The following is a 16242-nucleotide window of genomic DNA, read 5'->3' as shown; positions in this document are numbered from 1 at the left end:
CGCCGTCACAGTTCTCACCGCCGATTCTCACCGATCCGGTGCGGCCGGTGCGGCCTTGGGCGGATCGGCGCCGCAGGTCACCGTCCGGCGACCTCTTCCTCCGCGGTCGCGGGTCCCGGTGCCGGGCCGGTCGCGGGTCCGGATTCAGGCGCGGATACGGACTTGGACGCGGCTTCTCTGTCGGCTTCTCTGTCGGCTTTCCTGTCGGGTTCCGCTCCGTGCCGGGGTCCGGGCACCGGCTCGGCGACGGGCCGGCCCGGCAGGAAGAGACCGACGAGGAGTGCGCCGAGCAGCGCGACCGCGGCCGAGCCGATCGCCGTCAGATGCATCGCGTCGAGGAACGCCTCGTGGGCGTGGCCGATGAGCGCCTGGCCGGAGGGTCCGAGTTTCTCCGCGACCGCGAGCGTTCCCTCGATGGACTCTCCGGCCGCTTCGCGTGTGGCGCCGGGGAGGTCGTGGAGGTGTCCCTCGATCTCGCCCCGGTAGCGGGCGGAGAGCACCGAGCCGAGCACGGCGACTCCCATGGCGCCGCCGACCTGGCGGAAGGTGTTGTTGATGGCCGAGCCGGAGCCCGCCTTCTCACGGGGAATCGACTGCATCACCGCGACGGTGACGGGCGGCATGATGTGCGCCATTCCGAAGCCCTGTACGAAGAGGGAGAGTTCGATGGCCCAGAGCGGGGTGCCGGCGTCGAAGAACGCGAAGGCCCCGAGCCCCGCGGCGACCAGCAGCATGCCCGTCGTGCAGACCGCGCGGTTCCCGAAGCGCTCGACGACCAGGCGGGCGCGCGGTGCGAACACCATCTGGGCGATGGCCAGCGGCAGGACGAGCAGGCCGGACTCCAGCGCGCTGTGGCCGCGCACGCTCTGGAGGTAGAAGGCGGAGAAGAACGTCACGCCCGTCAGCGCGAAGAAGACCAGGGCCATCGCGACGACGGCGGCGGAGAAGGCGGGCTTCCTGAAGTACGAGATGTCGATGGCCGGGTGGTCGCTGCGCTTCTCGTGCAGGACGAAGAGGACGAGGACGGCGAGGCCGCCGAGCATCGGCAGCAGGACGGTGGCCGCGGTGAAGTCGGCGAGTTCGCCGCCGCGGATGATCCCGTAGACCAGCAGGACGAGGCCGACGACGGAGAGCAGCACGCCGATCGGGTCGATGCGGCCGGGGCGGGGATCCTTGGAGTCGGGGACCAGGACGGCCATCGCGATCACGGCGACGACCACGACGGGGACGTTGACGAGGAAGATCGAGCCCCACCAGAAGTGCTCCAGGAGCACTCCGCCGGTGACGGGCCCGATCGCGATGCCGAGGCCGACGCTGCCGGCCCAGATGCCGATCGCCTTGGGCTGTTCGTCGCGTTCGAAGATGTTCATCAGCACGGCGAGGGTGGCGGGCATCACAAAGGCGGCGCCGAAGCCCATGACGGCCCGCCAGGCGATGAGTTCACCCGGATCGCCGGAGAACGCGGCGAATGCCGAGCCGATGCCGAAGACCAGGATCCCGGCGAGGAGGACTTTCTTCCGGCCGATGCGGTCGCCGAGCAGGCCCGCGGTGAACAGCAGCCCGGCGAAGACGAGCGTGTAGGAGTTGATCGCCCACTCCAGCTCGCTCTGGGTGGCTCCGACGCCGGTGGGCGCGGGGGCGGCGATGGTCTTCACCGCCACGTTGAGGATCGAGTTGTCCAGCACGACCACGAGCAGGCTGAACATCAGGACGGCGAGGATGAGCCAGCGGCGGCGGTGCACGGCCTCGGGCACACCGGACCGCTCGGAGGGCAGGGCAGGCGGCGGGACGGCGGGAGGGTCCTGCGGGGATGACGGGGTCGGCATGGCGTGAGCGTAGCCCTATTTCGATACGAGACCGTCTCGTATAGGAATTCTCCATGACGTGCTCTTGGCCACATCCGCCCGCTCCTCGCGGCCCTGGACCGGAGCGGCCATGGACCAGTGCGGCCCCGGAACCGCGCGGCGCCGAACCATGCGCGCCCGCGCGGGGATCCCCGGCGGAGCCGACGGCGCGGCCGGGATACCGCTCGGCCCCGATACCGCTCGGCGTCGGATACCGCGATCCCCCACCGCCGGACCACCGCCGGACCACTGGCGGACCACTGCCGGACCACTGGCGGACGACCGGCGGAGCACCGGCGGGCATCCCGTGCCAGGGCAGGCGTGGTGCGACGGGACCGGGCAGCCCCGGTCCAGGGTCTTCCGCTCGGATCAGGCCGGCCCGGCAAGATCCGGACGAGAGGCCCTAGCAGGATGCGGCACGAAGTGCCACCATGAGGGAGATCCGGGGACGCCGTCAGGGCGCCTCGAGATGACAAAGGAGCCGTTGGCCATGACGCTTCAGGCTGCCCACGAGTCCGCCGACAGCAGCAGAGACAGCACCAAGGCGCTGTACGGCGGGAAAGGCACACGCCGCATCACCGTCCACGACATCGCCGCCGCCAAGGAGCGCGGCGAGAAGTGGCCCATGCTCACCGCCTACGACGCGATGATCGCGTCCGTCTTCGACGAGGCCGGAATCCCGGTGATGCTCGTCGGCGACTCCATGGGGAATACGCACCTCGGCTACGACACCACCGTCCCGGTCACCATGGACCACATGACCCTGCTGGCCGCCGCCGTCGTCCGGGGGACCAGCCGCGCCCTCGTCGTCGGCGACCTCCCCTTCGGCTCCTACCAGGAGGGGCCGGTCCAGGCCCTGCGCAACGCCACCCGGCTGGTCAAGGAGGCCGGGGTCGGCGCGGTCAAGCTGGAGGGCGGCGAGCGGTCGCTGCCCCAGACCGAGCTGATCGTGCAGTCGGGCATCCCCGTCATGTCCCATCTCGGCCTGACCCCGCAGTCGGTGAACACCATGGGCTACCGGGTGCAGGGCCGCGGCGACGAGGCCGCCCACCGGCTGCTGCGCGACGCCAAGGCCGCGCAGGACGCGGGCGCGTTCGCCCTCGTCCTCGAGATGGTCCCGGCCGAGCTGGCCGCCGAGGTCACCCGCTCCCTGCAGATCCCGACCATCGGCATCGGCGCGGGGTCCGGCACGGACGCGCAGGTTCTCGTCTGGACCGATATGGCGGGCCTCACCGGCGGCAAGGTGCCGCGCTTCACCAAGCAGTACGCCCAGCTGCGTCAGACGCTCGGCGACGCGGCCAAGGCGTTCGCCGACGATGTCGTGGGCGGTGCGTTCCCGCAGGAGGAGCACACCTTCCACTGAGCCCTCCGGCCCGCCGGTCATGCGGCCCGCCGAGGCACCGATCCGCCAGCCAGCCAACCCGCCGAGACACTGACCCGCCGATCCGCCGAGGCACAGCCTCGGCTCACCCGATCGGCCCCGGCAGACCACTCCCGGCACAGACGACAGCCCGCCGATCTTCCCCCGTCGGCGGGCTGTCGGTTCTCCAGCGGTCTCCATCAGCGTGCTGTAGGCCGGGAACACCGTGTTCACGAGCGTGTCGGCGGCTTGTCGGCGTCCTGTCGGCGGGGGCCCGCATCGTTGATCGCATGAAACGCATCGACAAGAATCCGGGGGACGGCCGGGGCAACGCCGTCGAGGTCCGGGGGCTGGTCAAGCACTACGGCGAGACCAAGGCCCTGGACGGTGTCGACCTCGATGTCCGCGAGGGAACCGTCCTCGGCGTACTCGGCCCCAACGGCGCCGGGAAGACCACCCTCGTACGCTGCCTCTCCACCCTCGTCGTCCCCGACGCGGGCACCGCCACCGTCGCGGGCTACGACGTGCTGCGCCAGCCCCGCCAGTTGCGCCGCACCATCGGGCTGACCGGGCAGTACGCCTCCGTCGACGAGAAGCTCTCCGGCTGGGAGAACCTCTACATGATCGGACGGCTGCTCGATCTGTCCCGCCCGGCCGCCCGCCGCCGGGCCGACGAGATGCTGGAGCGCTTCTCGCTCACCGAGGCCGCGAAGAGGCCCGTGATGCAGTACTCGGGCGGTATGCGCCGCCGACTGGACCTCGCCGCGTCCATGATCGGGCAGCCCTCCGTGCTCTATCTCGACGAGCCGACGACGGGACTCGACCCCCGGACCCGCAACGAGGTCTGGGAGGAGGTGCAGCGCATGGTCGCGGAGGGGGTGACGGTGCTCCTCACCACGCAGTACATGGAGGAGGCCGAGAAGCTCGCGGACGAACTCACCGTCATCGACCGGGGCAGGGTGATCGCCGGCGGCCGGGTGGACGAGCTGAAGGCCAAGGTCGGCGGACGCACCCTCCAGATCAGGCCCGTCGATCCGGCGCAGCTGCCCGCGATGGCCAGGACGCTCGCCGAGTCGGGTCTCGACGGGGTCGCCGGCGCGACGGTCGTACCCGACGAGGGGCGGCTGTACGTACCGATCCTCGCCGACGTCCAGCTGACCGCCGTCATCGGCCTGATGGCCTCGCGTGGCTTCGGCATCGCGGACATCGGCACCCATCTGCCCAGTCTGGACGAGGTGTTCCTGGCCATCACCGGCGAGAAGACGCCCGTGTCCGAGACGCTTCCCGAGGAGGTCGCCGCATGAACAGCACCACCACCACGGACACGAGCACCGACACGGGCAGGGGCGCGGAGGCGGCCACCGGCTCAGGCGCTCGGGCCCCCGCGACCGCGACCGCGCCCTCGTCCTCGCCCGCTCCGGTCAGGGAGGTCCCGACCGGCGAGGGACGGATCGGCCTGCGGGCCAATCTGCGGCACATCGGCGCGCTGGCCCGCCGGAATCTGCTCCAGATCAAGCAGGACCCGGAGTCGATGTTCGACGCCCTGCTGATGCCGGTCATCTTCACCCTGCTGTTCGTGTTCGTGTTCGGCGGCGCGATCTCGGGCGAGGGCAATCAGGACGCCTACGTCAACTATGTCGTCCCCGGCCTGATGGCGATGATGGGCATGAACATCGCGATGGGCGTCGGCGCGGGTGTCAACGACGACTTCAAGAAGGGGGTGATGGACCGCTTCCGGTCCATGCCGATCGCCCGCTCGTCCGTCCTCATCGCGAAGATCGTCGTCGAGGTCGGCCGGATGCTGGTCGCGACGACCGTTCTGCTCGGGATGGGTTTTCTGCTCGGCCTGGAGATCAAGACCTCGGTGGTCGAGCTGCTGGCGGCGGTGGGCCTGTCCCTCCTCTTCGGGGCGTCGCTGATGTGGGTCTTCATCCTGCTCGGACTCACGCTCAAGACGGCCCAGGCCGTGCAGGGAATGGCCATGATCGTGCTGCTGCCGCTGCAGTTCGGCTCCTCGATCTTCGCCCCGCCGACGACGATGCCGGGCTGGCTGGAGACGTTCACCGAGTACAACCCGCTCTCCAATCTCGCGGACGCGGCACGGGCCCTGATCAACGGCGGCCCGCTCGGGGACTCCGTCTGGATGACCCTCGGCTGGGCCGCGCTGATCACGGTGGTCACGGCGCCGCTGGCGGTGGCCAAGTTCCGCAGCAAGACCTGAGTTCCGCGACGGGACCCGAGTTCCGCGGCACGACCTGATCGGCACAGCAAGATCTGATCGGCACAGCAAGACGTGACGGACGGCACGTACTCAGGCCGCCGAGACGAGAGCGAGTGCTTCCTCCAGGGTCAGACCGCCCTCGGCGTACGCGGCCTCGTACGCGGCGTCGCCGAGCGCGGCGCGCGTGATCGCCTCGCTCGCGGCCCGGTTCTCCTTCTCGTAGCGGGAGGAGAAGTGGCCGAGCGGGAGGTTGGCGTCGGCGACCGCGATGACACGGGCCGCGTCGGCCGCCCGCTCGGGCCACCCTCCGGCCAGCGCCCCCGCCGCCGTCAGCAGATGCATCGACACCAGCTGCGGTGCGACCATCGCGCCCAGCGGGCCCCGCGCCATCGGCAGTGCCTTCCGCACCTGGTCCAGGGCCTCCCGGTATCTGCCGTCGAGGAAGTCCAGCCAGGCGTGGGCGCCGGCCAGCAGGCTCTCGAAGATCGCCATGCTGCTCGAACGGAAGTCTTCGAGGAGTGTGTCCAGCTCGTCCCTCGCCTGGTCGCGGTGGCCGGTGTGGCCGAGCCAGAACGCGAGGATGAACCGCGCGAAGGCCACGGCCTCGCTGATCGCGCCCCGCTGTGCGGCGATCACCTCACGGAGGATGGCCTCACCGCGTTCCTCCTGGCCCAGTTCCATCAGCACCCCGCCGAGCCGGGAGCGCAGCAGGGCCACCTGGCTCTGGGCGCCGATCCGTTCGGCGCACTCGGCGGCTGCCGTGTAGCCCTCGGCGGCCGACACGTAGTCGCCCTGTCTCTCATGGGCCTCGGCGCGCGCCGACAGCGCCTCCGCCGCGCCCCAGTCGTCGCCGAGCCGTTCGAAGACGCCGAGCGCCTCCTCGGCGTCGCGGACGGCCTCGCGGGCCCAGAGGGTCCGGTTGGCGAGGACATTGGCCCGGGCCTGGAGCGCCGCGGCCAGCTCCCAGTCGTAACCCTGCTCCCGGCAGGCCCGCACGGTGTCGTCGAGCATGGTCCGCAGCACGGCGAGGTCCTCGGTGAAGACGACCGCGAAGGACCACAGCATCCCGGGGAAGCGGCAGTTCTGCGGCAGGACCGTCTGGTACGCGTCCTTGATCGCGCGCAGCCGGGCCAGACCCTCGGGGGTGGTCAACTCCTCGGCCGGGTGGTGGGCACAGGACATCCGGATCAGCTCGACGGCCCGTCTGGCCTCCTCGGTCAGCTCCCGGCGCATGGGCGGCGGGGCGTCCGTGAACCGTTCGGGCACCGGGACCGCCGGGGTGACCGGCGGCGCGAAGGGGTCCGGGCCCAGCCCGCGGACGGCGACGGCCCAGTGCCGGGCCTCCGTGCGCAGATTCCTCATGTGCCAGTACCAGGCGAGCGAGAGGACGAGGACGAGCGCCTCCTGCTCGTCACGGGCGACCGTGGCCCGGCGGAGCGCGGAACGCAGATTCTCGTACTCCAGCTCGATCAGCGCGATCGCGGCGCGCTGTCGCTGTCCGCGCAGCAACGGATCGGTGGTACGGGCGAGTTCCCGGTAGTGGACGAGATGGCGGCGCTCCACGGCGGCGCGCTCACCGGCCTCGTCGAGCCTCTCCCAGGCGTACTCCCCCACGGTCTCCAGGAGCCGGTAGCGCATCTCGCCGTCGGCGACGGGGGCGGCGACGACCAGGGATTTGTCGATGAGCGAGCCGAGCGAGCCGACGGCGTCGTACGCGTCGTCCCCGCAGACGGCCTCCACGGCGGTCAGATCACAGCCGCCGGAGAAGACCGAGAGCCGCCGCAGGACGGTCCGCTCGACCTCGTCGAGGAGGTCCCAGGACCAGTCGACGACCGCGCGGAGGGTCTGCTGCCGGGGCAGTACGGTACGGCTGCCGCCGGTCAGCAGCCGGAACCGGTCGTCCAGCCGGTCCGCGATCTGACGCGGTGTGAGCATACGGAGCCGGGCGGCGGCGAGTTCGATGGCCAGCGGCAGCCCGTCGAGCCGGCGGCAGATCTCCGCACACGCCTCGGGATCGTCGTCCGGGCGGAAACCGGGCCGGGCGGCGGCGCCCCGGTCCGCGAACAGCTCCAGCGCCACGGGGCCCGGCAGCGGATCGACCGGCCGCACCAGCTCACCCGGCACGCCGAGCGGTTCACGGCTCGTGGCGAGCACGGTCAGCTCCGGGCAGCTCTCCAGCAGCCGCTCGGCGAGAACGGCGGCGGCCTCGACCACGTGTTCGCAGTTGTCGAGCAGCAGCAGCATGCGGCGGCGGGCGCAGTGCTCGATCAGCCGCGCGAGCGGGTCGTCGTCCGGCTGATCGATGGCCCGCAGTTCCTCCGCGCCGGCGGCGCGGAGCATGGTCTCCCGCGCGCCGAGCGCGGTGAGCACGGCTTCGGGCACATTCGCCGGATCGTTCACGGGGGCGAGTTCGGCCAGCCACACCCCGTCGGGGTGATCCGTCACGGTCCGTTCGGCCGCCTCCTGCGACAGCCGGGTCTTCCCCGCCCCTCCGGGCCCGAGCAGGGTGACCAGCCTGGCCCCGCGCAGGTCGTCGCGGATGGCGTCGATGTCCTCCCGCCGCCCGACGAAGGAGGTGAGCCGGGCGCGCAGATTGCCGGCCGCCCGCGCGGGGGAGGCGCCCGCGCCCCGGTCTCCGTCCTCGCTTGCCTCTCCGCCGGGGCGGCTTCGGTCCGTGTACGCGCCGGGGTGGGCGTCCTGCGCCCCCTCGGGCGGGCGCTCGGTCCGGGGCGCGTCCGGGGCGGGTGCCGACGGTGGGGCCGGGAAGGGGTACTGGTCGGGCGCGGTACGGCCGTCGGGGCGACCGGACACGGCGGTGGCCGGTTCGAGGTCCGCCGGGGACAGCAGCTCCCGGTAGAGCGCGCGCAGTTCGGGGCCGGGGTCGGTGCCGAGCCGGGTGGAGAGTTCGCGCCGTACCTCCTCGTACGCCGCCAGCGCCTCCGCCGAACGGCCCGCGTCGCGCAACGCCCGTACCCGCAGCGCCTGAAGCGGTTCGTCCAGACGGAACTCGTCGCACAGCGCGGCCAGTTCGGGCAGCACCTCGTCCGCTCTGCCGAGGCCCACCAGTGCGGCGAGAAAGGCCCGCCGGGCCTCCAGCCACCGGGCTTCGACGCGGACCGCCTCGGACGAACGGTCGGGGAGATCGGCGAGGGCGGGGCCCTGCCACAGAGCGAGCGCTTCTTCGAGGACGACGGCGGCCTTGGCCGGATCGCCCTCGTCCAGAGCCCGCGCCCCCTCTCCCGCGAGCCGCCCGAACCGGTGCAGGTCCACATCGTCCGGGTCCGCCCCCAGGCGGTATCCGCCGTCGGCCGAGAGCACCGCGTCGGGCCCGAGGGCGCGGCGCAACCGTCCGACGAGCGCCTGGAGCGCGCCCACCGCGTCGGTGGGCCGCGGTTCGTCCGCGCCCCACACCTCGGCGACGAGCACCCCGACGGGCACGGTCCGGCCGGCACGCAGCGCCAGCACGGTGAGCAGTGCCCGCAGCCGTACGCCGCCGAGAGCGACGCGCGTGCCGTCGTCGTGGAGAGCCTGAGTGGTGCCGAGTACGCGATAGTGCACCCGCCCATTGTCCCCGCTCCCACCGGCGACCCCGAGCCGGAAGGGAAAGTACCGGCCGAATACGCCGCACGGACGCGACTGCCGAGGACAACGGCGGTGGAGAGGCGGGCCCGGCGGGCACGGAGCGCCAGGCACAGCACGGCCGGGGCAGGGGCACAGCACGGCGGGGGCAGGGCACGGAGCGGCAGGGGCAGTCACGGGCTGGAGGGTTGGAGAGGGGCGCAGTCACGGGCTGGAGGGTTGGAGGGGGTGGAGAGGGGCGCGGTCACGGGCAGGCCAGGGTCCGTACAACCGGCCGAGGGCACGGAGAGCCCCGGACACGGCCCTCCCCCGGAGGCCGCCCGCACCGGCGGGAACCGGAAGGAACCGGCGGGAACCCCCTGAACGCGATGTCACCCCTACCCGGTACCGTCGGTTCGCACATCACCGGAGCCCAGGAGCGCGCCCATGACCACCTCCACCACGCGCCACGGCGGCCGGGGCGTCAGCCCCGTCTTCCTGGGGATCGTCGCGATCATGGCGGTCACCGGATGGGCGGTGTGGACGGACTTCTCGGAGGTGCCGGGGCTCGCGGTCTTCCTCTTCGTCACCTCGGCGTGGATCGTCTCGCTCTGTCTCCACGAGTACGCGCACGCCCGCACCGCGCTCCACAGCGGGGACATCTCGGTCGGCACGAAGGGGTACCTGACGCTCAACCCGCTGGTGTACGCCCATCCGCTGCTCAGCATCGGGCTGCCCGTGCTGTTCGTGATCATGGGCGGTATCGGTCTGCCCGGTGGCGCGGTCTTCATCGAGCGCGGCCGGATCCGGGGCCGCTGGAAGCACAGTCTGATCTCGGCCGCGGGTCCCCTGACGAACGTCCTGTTCGCGATCGTCTGCACCGCCCCGTTCTGGCTGGGCGCGCTGGACGGCGTACCGATGATCTTCCGGTACGCCCTCGGGTTCCTGGCGCTGCTCCAGGTCAGCGCCGCGATCCTGAACTCGCTGCCGGTGCCGGGCCTCGACGGCTACGGGGTGGTCGAGCCCTGGCTCTCGTACAACATCCGGCGTCAGATCGAGCCGATCGCGCCGTACGGGCTGCTGGTCGTCTTCGCGCTGCTGTTCTTCGTCCCCGCGGTGAACAGCGCGTTCTTCGATCTGGTCGACGCGGTGCTGCGGGGGCTCGGCCTCAGCGATCTGGAGTCGCGCTGCGGTTACGAGTACTACCGGTTCTGGGAGGGCGAGCACGACGTGTGCGCGTCGTTCGCCGAACGATGAGCGGAGCGGAGCGATGACCGGTGACGGACGGCCGGTGACGGACGGCCGGTGAGCCTTCGCCGGTGAGCGTCGGCGGACGACCGTCCGCCGGGGGGCTCAGCCGGCGGCCGAGCGGCGCTCCGCCTTCCCGCGGCGGATGTAGTACCAGCTCATGTTCGACGAGAGCCCCGCGAGCAGCACCCAGACGATCCCGATCCACATGCCCTGGGTGAAGGAGACCACGGCCGCGATGACGGCGAGAGCGCAGACGGCGAGGGAGTAGAGAGCGAGGCGGGGCATGGGATGAGGCTCCTGTCGGGGGTCGGTACGTCCCGTCCAGTGTCCCCCATGCACCCGCGCCCCTCACACGTCGGTGACGCGCAGTCCCGCGTGTGCTTTGTAGCGGCGGTTGACGGAGATCAGGTTGGCGACCAGGGACTCGACCTGGTGGGCGTTGCGCAGGCGTCCGGCGAAGACGCCTCGCATGCCGGGGATACGGGCGGTCAGCGCCTGGACGATGTCGGTGTCGGCGCGGGACTCGCCCAGGACCATCACATCGGTGTCGATCTCGTCGATGGACTCGTCCTGGAGGAGGACGGCCGACAGGTGGTGGAAGGCCGCGGTCACCCGTGAGCCGGGGAGCAGGGCGGCGGCCTGCTCGGCGGCGCTGCCCTCCTCGGGCTTGAGGGCGTACGCGCCCTTCTTGTCGAAGCCGAGCGGGTTGACGCAGTCGACGACGAGCTTGCCCGCCAGGTCCTCGCGCAGCGACTCCAGGGTCCTGGCGTGCCCGTCCCACGGCACGGCCACGATCACCACATCGCTGCGGCGCGCGCACTCCGCGTTCTCCGCGCCCTCGACGCCGAGACCCAGTTCTTCGGCGGCGGCCTGGGCCCGCTCCGCCGCCCGCGAACCGATGATCACCTTCTGCCCCGCCCTCGCGAGCCGGTACGCCAGCCCCCGGCCCTGATCGCCCGTACCGCCGAGAACGCCGACGACGAGACCGGACACATCGGGAAGATCCCAGGGATCCTTCGGGGCGGGCTTGGCGGCGGCGGTGTTGTCTGAGGAAGTCATGGGCCGACCCTAGCCGCGGGGAACGTGTATGGATCATGTTGTGGCGTGATCGAGACGAGGTTCACGATCGAGTGGGTCTGTGGGGTCCGCCGTTCGCGTGGATCCCGCGCGGCGGAGTGTGCCGGCTCGGTGGCGGACTCTGCCGGCTCATGGGTGCCGCGCGATCTCCGGCCCCGGCGGACGGGCCGCCCGTCGGCGGACTCCGGGCAACGTGTCGTGGGCAACGTGTCGTGGGCAACCCGCGATCGGCAACGGGCGAGGGGGCGACGGGCGAGAGGTCGACGGAAAACCAGTTGGCCGACGGAAAACCAGTTGCCCGTGCCGCTCGGGCACACGGACCATGGGCCCCTGTGACGTCCAAGCTGTCCGCGGTACTCCCGGACCTCTCGCCATGGCGGTCCTCCCGCGATTTCCGCCGCCTCTGGGTCCAGGGCCTGATCACCTATTTCGGCAGCTTCATGGCGATGATCGCGCTCCCGCTCCAGATCAAGGACCTCACCGGGTCCCCGCTCGCGGTCGGCGCGATGGGCGCGGTGGAGCTGGTCCCGTTGATCGTCTTCGGTCTGTACGGGGGCGCGCTCGCCGACTCCGCGGACCGCCGCAAGATGATCCTCTGGACGGAGGCGGGGCTCGGGTTCCTGGCCCTCGTCCTGCTGGTGAACGCGTTGCTGCCGGATCCGATGCTGTGGCCGCTGTACGTGGTCGCGGCGGGCGTCTCCGCGCTGGCCGGTCTCCAGCGCCCGGCGCTGGACTCGCTGATCGCGCGGATCGTCCCGCACGACCAGCTCGCCGCGGCGGCGGCGCTCAACGCCCTGCGCTGGCAGCTCGGTGCGATCGCCGGGCCCGCGCTGGCCGGTCTGACGGTGGCCTACGCGGGGTTCGGACCGGCGTACGGGGTCACCATCATCGGATTCGTCGTCTCCGTGCTCCTCTGTCTCCGGCTGTCGCCGGCGCCGCCCTCGCACGACGCGGAGAAGCCGTCGCTGCGGGGCATCGCGGAGGGTGCGCGGTACGCCTGGTCGCGGCCGGTGCTGCTCGGTACGTATGCGATCGACCTGGTGGCCATGGTGTTCGCCTTCCCGAACGCGATCTTCCCGTTCCTCGCGGACGATCTGAACGCGGACTGGTCGCTGGGCCTGATGTACGCGGCGGGCTCGATCGGCTCCGTGGCCGTGAGCCTGACGAGCGGCTGGACCTCCCGCGTACGGCGGCACGGTCTCCTGGTGGTCTTCGGCGCGGCGGGCTGGGGAGTCGCGATCGCGGGGGCGGGGTTCTTCGGCAATGTGTGGCTGGTGCTGTTCTGCCTGGCGTTCGCGGGCGCGGGCGACATGCTGAGCGGTCTGGGCCGCTCCACGATCTGGAACCAGACGATCCCCGAGGAACTGCGGGGCCGGCTGGCCGGTATCGAGGTCCTCTCGTACAGCGTCGGCCCCCAGCTCGGCCAGGTGCGCGCGGGCGCGATGGCGGGCTGGACCGGTACCCGCCCGGCCGTCTGGAGCGGTGGCCTGGCCTGTATCGCCGGGGTGGCCCTCCTCTCGGCGGCCCTGCCCAGACTGATCAGCTACGACGCCACGACGGACGAGGACTCGCTGCGCCGCCGCGCCGAGAGGGAATCGAAGCTCCCGGCCTGACGCCCCTGGCCGCCGAGGGGTGCCCCGGATCCCCCGCCGAGGGGTGCCCCGGATCCCGGGTCACCCCTCGGCGGCCGGGGTGCCGCCCGCCCTGTGGCTACTCGGCGCGGCCCTTGTCGTGCCACTTGGGGTCGTTCTCCCACTCCAGATTGCGCTCCCGCGCGGTGTCCATCGCGTGGGCCGCTTCCTCGGGGCTCGCGTAGGGGCCGAAGCGGTCCTGAGCGGGGCATTCGGGGCCCTCTTCGACCTTCTGGTGCTTGAGGCAGTAGTACCACTCGCCCGGCTTTCCGACCGTGCGCCTCTTGAACAGGGCCATCGTCGGCTCCCTTCCTCTCGTCCATGCTGCCCCACCGGCGCTGGATAGACTCGCTGGCATGTCTTCTGGCCAGTCGCTGCTCGTTCCAGGGGAGCTGTCCCCCATCCGCTCCGTCCCCGCGTCGATCAGGCGTCCCGAGTACGTCGGGAAGCCCGCGCCGACCCCCTACACCGGGCCGGAGGTGCAGGACCCCGAGACCGTCGAGCGGATGCGTGTCGCGGGGCGTATCGCCGCGCAGGCGATGGAGGAGGCCGCCAAGCACATCGCACCGGGAGTGACCACGGACGAACTGGACCGGGTCGCCCACGAGTTCATGTGCGACCACGGAGCCTATCCGTCGACCCTCGGCTACCGGGGGTTCCCCAAGTCGCTGTGCGCCTCGGTCAACGAGGTCATCTGCCACGGCATTCCCGACTCCACGGTCCTGCGCGACGGCGACATCGTGAACCTCGACGTCACGGCGTACATCGGCGGTGTCCACGGCGACAACAACGCCACCTACCTCTGCGGCGACGTCGACGAGGAGTCGAGACTGCTCGTGGAGCGGACTCGGGAGTCACTCGACCGGGCGATCAAGGCCGTCAGGCCGGGCCGCCTGATCAATGTGATCGGGCGGGTCATCGAGTCGTACGCCAAGCGCTTCGGCTACGGGGTGGTCCGTGACTTCACCGGGCACGGGATCAATTCCTCGTTCCACTCCGGGCTGATCATCCCGCACTACGACGCCCCGCACGCGACGACCGTCATCCAGCCGGGGATGACGTTCACGATCGAGCCGATGCTGACGCTGGGGACGCACGAGTACGACATGTGGGACGACGGCTGGACCGTGGTGACGAAGGACCGGAAGCGGACCGCGCAGTTCGAGCACACGCTGGTCGTGACGGAGACCGGAACGGAGATCCTCACGCTGCCGTGACCGCCGCGGCCTCCACGTGACAGCCGTGGCTGCCGCGGAGACCAGGCCGACGTGGGCCCGCCGGAGCCCAGGCCGCCGTGGAGGCCAGGGCCGCCATGACCGCCCCGAGCCGGGCCGAGCGGCCATCGACTACCCACAAGAGGCCACGAATTCACCCATAACACCCGCCGAGCAACCCGAAGAGCGGGTTTTTACCGACAGTCCGTCGGGAACGTATTGACTTAGGTAAGCCTAAGTATAAAGAATCGGTGCTGGCAACAGCCATGGGCTGCCGCCGCCCGTTCTCCGTCCTTTCGTTCCCCGGAGGTCCGCCTTGGACGCCACGCCCTTCTCCACCCTCATCCGTGTCGCGTCGCACGAGCAGCACACCGAAGCGGAGACCTCCCCCTTCATGAGCCATCTGCTCGGCGGACGGCTCGGCGTCGAGGCGTACGCGCGCTACACCGAGCAGCTGTGGTTCGTGTACCGGGCGCTGGAGGACGCCGCGCAGTCGCTCGAGGACGATCCGGTCGCCGGGCCCTTCATCCAGCCCGAACTGATGCGCACGGCCGAGCTGGAGCGCGACCTCGCGCATCTGCGGGGCGCCGACTGGCGTACGGCCGCCACCCCGCTGGCCGCGACCGAGGCGTACGCCTCACGGGTCGAGGAGTGCGCGCGTACCTGGCCCGCCGGGTACGTCGCGCACCACTACACCCGCTACCTCGGCGATCTCTCGGGCGGCCAGATCATCCGGGACAAGGCGGAGAAGACCTGGGGCTTCGCGCGCAAGGGCGACGGCGTGCGGTTCTACGTCTTCGAGCAGATCCCCAACCCGGCCGCCTTCAAGCGGGGCTACCGCGAGCTGCTGGACGCGGTGAACGCGGACGATCTGGAGAAGCAGCGCATCATCGACGAGTGCAAGCGCGCGTTCGACTTCAACGGCGCAGTCTTCCGCGAGCTGGGCGCGGAGTTCCCGCTCAGCGCGTGACGGTCCGGGCCGCGACAGCACCTTGTACGCCGACCGACGGACGTCGGCTCACGGACGTCGGCTCACGGACGCCGGCCCGCGGACGTCGGCCCGCGGACGTCGATGCGTGAGCGTCAGCTCATGAGCCTCAGAGCCTGGGCGACGCTCAGTCTGCGCGCCGGCACCTGGGCCGGCGGGGGCACGGGAGTCACCACGGGGGCCGGGGAGGCGAGGCGTACCCGCCCGCCGATCTCGACCTCGCCATCAGGGCCGGGGGCGGTCAGAATCTGCGACCCCCGGCCCTGAGTGATGTTCAGCGCCCGGCCGAGCCGGTCCGTGAGCAGCAGCGCCGCCGCACCCGTGGCCTCGTCCTCCACGATGCCGTCGTCGCGCCGGGGGAACGCCCTGGCCCGTACGCGGCCGGCCGCCTCCTCCTCCCACGCCCAGGCGTAGAGCCTGCCCTCACCGGGAGGCGGGCCGGGCAGCGCGTCCACCTCGGCCGGGGAGGCGTACTGCTCCAGAAGCGCGGGCGACGCCCATTCGGCGCGCGCGGTGATCCAGGTGAACTCCCCGTCGTTACGGGCCCACACGGACCCCGCGGGAGGGTTCAGCTCCTCCAGGTCGAGCAGCCAGGCGGCCCCGACGAGCGGATGCCCGGCGAACGGGAGCCGCGCTCCGGGGCCGTAGATGTCGACGACCCCCCGCTCGGGGTCGTCCACGAAGACGGTCTCGCTGAAGCCGAGTTCGGCGGCGAGCGCCTGCCGGGACGACTGGTCCGGGTAGGGGCGGGGGTCGCGTACGACACCGAGGGCGTTGCCGTGCCGGCCGTCGGCGGCACAGAAGACGTTCAGCACATCGAGCGCGGGCTGTGCGGAACGTGCGGGTGCTTGAGTCACCCCGGCATTGAAGCACCAGCCGGGCTCCGGCGCGCAGTTCGGCCGCGGAGCGTCGTGAACGCCACACAGGCCGCGACGGCGTCAACGGCAGGGCCGCACCGGCGAATCGACGCCGGTGCGGCCTGTCGTGTGAGGGTCCTGGAACGAGGACGGGCGGTCGGGTCCTCACCATGCGCGCGGTACTTTCGTGCCTTCTGTGTTTTCTGTGTTTTCTGTGTTCTCCGTGCGCACGGTGAGGGTG

13 protein-coding genes are annotated in these 16242 nt (G+C 71.5%); 7 read left to right on the top strand and 6 right to left on the bottom strand.

Features of this window, described 5'->3' with window-relative positions; genetic code table 11:
- Positions 1-77: 77 nt before the first annotated feature.
- A complete protein-coding gene (locus ACWEFL_RS03795) occupies positions 78-1826 on the bottom strand; it encodes an MFS transporter (protein ID WP_451706915.1) in 1749 nt (582 codons plus the stop codon).
- Positions 1827-2334: 508 nt separating this feature from the next.
- Here ACWEFL_RS03795 and panB point away from each other — a divergent pair.
- The 3 genes from panB (at position 2335) to ACWEFL_RS03780 (ending at position 5425) form a co-directional block, all read left to right on the top strand.
- Positions 2335-3207, top strand: a complete 873-nt coding sequence (gene panB, locus ACWEFL_RS03790; protein ID WP_451706912.1) for a 3-methyl-2-oxobutanoate hydroxymethyltransferase — start codon at positions 2335-2337, stop codon at positions 3205-3207.
- 287 nt (positions 3208-3494) lie between these two features.
- Positions 3495-4508: an ATP-binding cassette domain-containing protein gene (locus ACWEFL_RS03785; RefSeq protein WP_451706909.1), complete on the top strand. Its 1014-nt coding sequence runs from the start codon at positions 3495-3497 to the stop codon at positions 4506-4508.
- Entirely contained in the window at positions 4505-5425 is a 921-nt protein-coding gene (locus ACWEFL_RS03780) for an ABC transporter permease (RefSeq protein WP_451706906.1), read from the top strand. Before ACWEFL_RS03785 ends, ACWEFL_RS03780 begins: the two co-directional genes overlap by 4 nt.
- A 90-nt stretch (positions 5426-5515) precedes the next feature.
- On the opposite strand, the gene ACWEFL_RS03775 is transcribed toward ACWEFL_RS03780, so the two are convergent.
- Positions 5516-8983 carry an AfsR/SARP family transcriptional regulator gene (locus ACWEFL_RS03775; RefSeq protein ID WP_451706904.1) on the bottom strand — a complete coding sequence of 1156 codons (3468 nt, stop codon included), beginning with the start codon at positions 8981-8983 and terminating at the stop codon, positions 5516-5518.
- Positions 8984-9430: 447 nt separating this feature from the next.
- On the opposite strand from ACWEFL_RS03775, the gene ACWEFL_RS03770 reads away from it, so the two are divergent.
- Positions 9431-10240: a site-2 protease family protein gene (locus tag ACWEFL_RS03770; RefSeq protein ID WP_451706902.1), complete on the top strand. Its 810-nt coding sequence runs from the start codon at positions 9431-9433 to the stop codon at positions 10238-10240.
- A 96-nt stretch (positions 10241-10336) separates the two neighbouring features.
- Here the strand turns inward: ACWEFL_RS03770 and ACWEFL_RS03765 are convergent, their stop codons facing one another.
- Positions 10337-10519: a hypothetical protein gene (locus ACWEFL_RS03765; RefSeq protein WP_451706899.1), complete on the bottom strand. Its 183-nt coding sequence runs from the start codon at positions 10517-10519 to the stop codon at positions 10337-10339.
- Between the two features lie 63 nt (positions 10520-10582).
- Positions 10583-11293: an NADPH-dependent F420 reductase gene (gene npdG, locus ACWEFL_RS03760; RefSeq protein WP_451706896.1), complete on the bottom strand. Its 711-nt coding sequence runs from the start codon at positions 11291-11293 to the stop codon at positions 10583-10585.
- Positions 11294-11643: 350 nt separating this feature from the next.
- On the opposite strand from npdG, the gene ACWEFL_RS03755 reads away from it, so the two are divergent.
- The gene (locus ACWEFL_RS03755) at positions 11644-12924 is read left to right on the top strand and encodes an MFS transporter (protein ID WP_451706893.1); all 1281 of its coding nucleotides are present in this window, start codon (positions 11644-11646) and stop codon (positions 12922-12924) included.
- A gap of 97 nt (positions 12925-13021) precedes the next feature.
- Here the strand turns inward: ACWEFL_RS03755 and ACWEFL_RS03750 are convergent, their stop codons facing one another.
- Entirely contained in the window at positions 13022-13240 is a 219-nt protein-coding gene (locus tag ACWEFL_RS03750; RefSeq protein WP_451706890.1) for a hypothetical protein, read from the bottom strand.
- Between the two features lie 58 nt (positions 13241-13298).
- Between ACWEFL_RS03750 and map the strand changes: the two genes are divergently transcribed.
- On the top strand, positions 13299-14159 hold the full coding sequence (gene map, locus ACWEFL_RS03745) for a type I methionyl aminopeptidase (protein ID WP_451706887.1): 861 nt from the start codon (positions 13299-13301) through the stop codon (positions 14157-14159).
- A gap of 313 nt (positions 14160-14472) precedes the next feature.
- Positions 14473-15126, top strand: coding sequence for a biliverdin-producing heme oxygenase (locus tag ACWEFL_RS03740; RefSeq protein WP_451706885.1), 654 nt, complete (start codon positions 14473-14475; stop codon positions 15124-15126).
- A 113-nt stretch (positions 15127-15239) separates the two neighbouring features.
- Here the strand turns inward: ACWEFL_RS03740 and ACWEFL_RS03735 are convergent, their stop codons facing one another.
- Complete coding sequence (locus ACWEFL_RS03735) at positions 15240-16001, bottom strand: PhzF family phenazine biosynthesis protein (protein WP_451706884.1); 762 nt, start codon at positions 15999-16001, stop codon at positions 15240-15242.
- Positions 16002-16242 lie beyond the last annotated feature (241 nt).

It is taken from the genome of Streptomyces sp. NPDC004838 (assembly GCF_053600955.1).
This window is presented reverse-complemented; position numbering and strand designations above follow the sequence as displayed.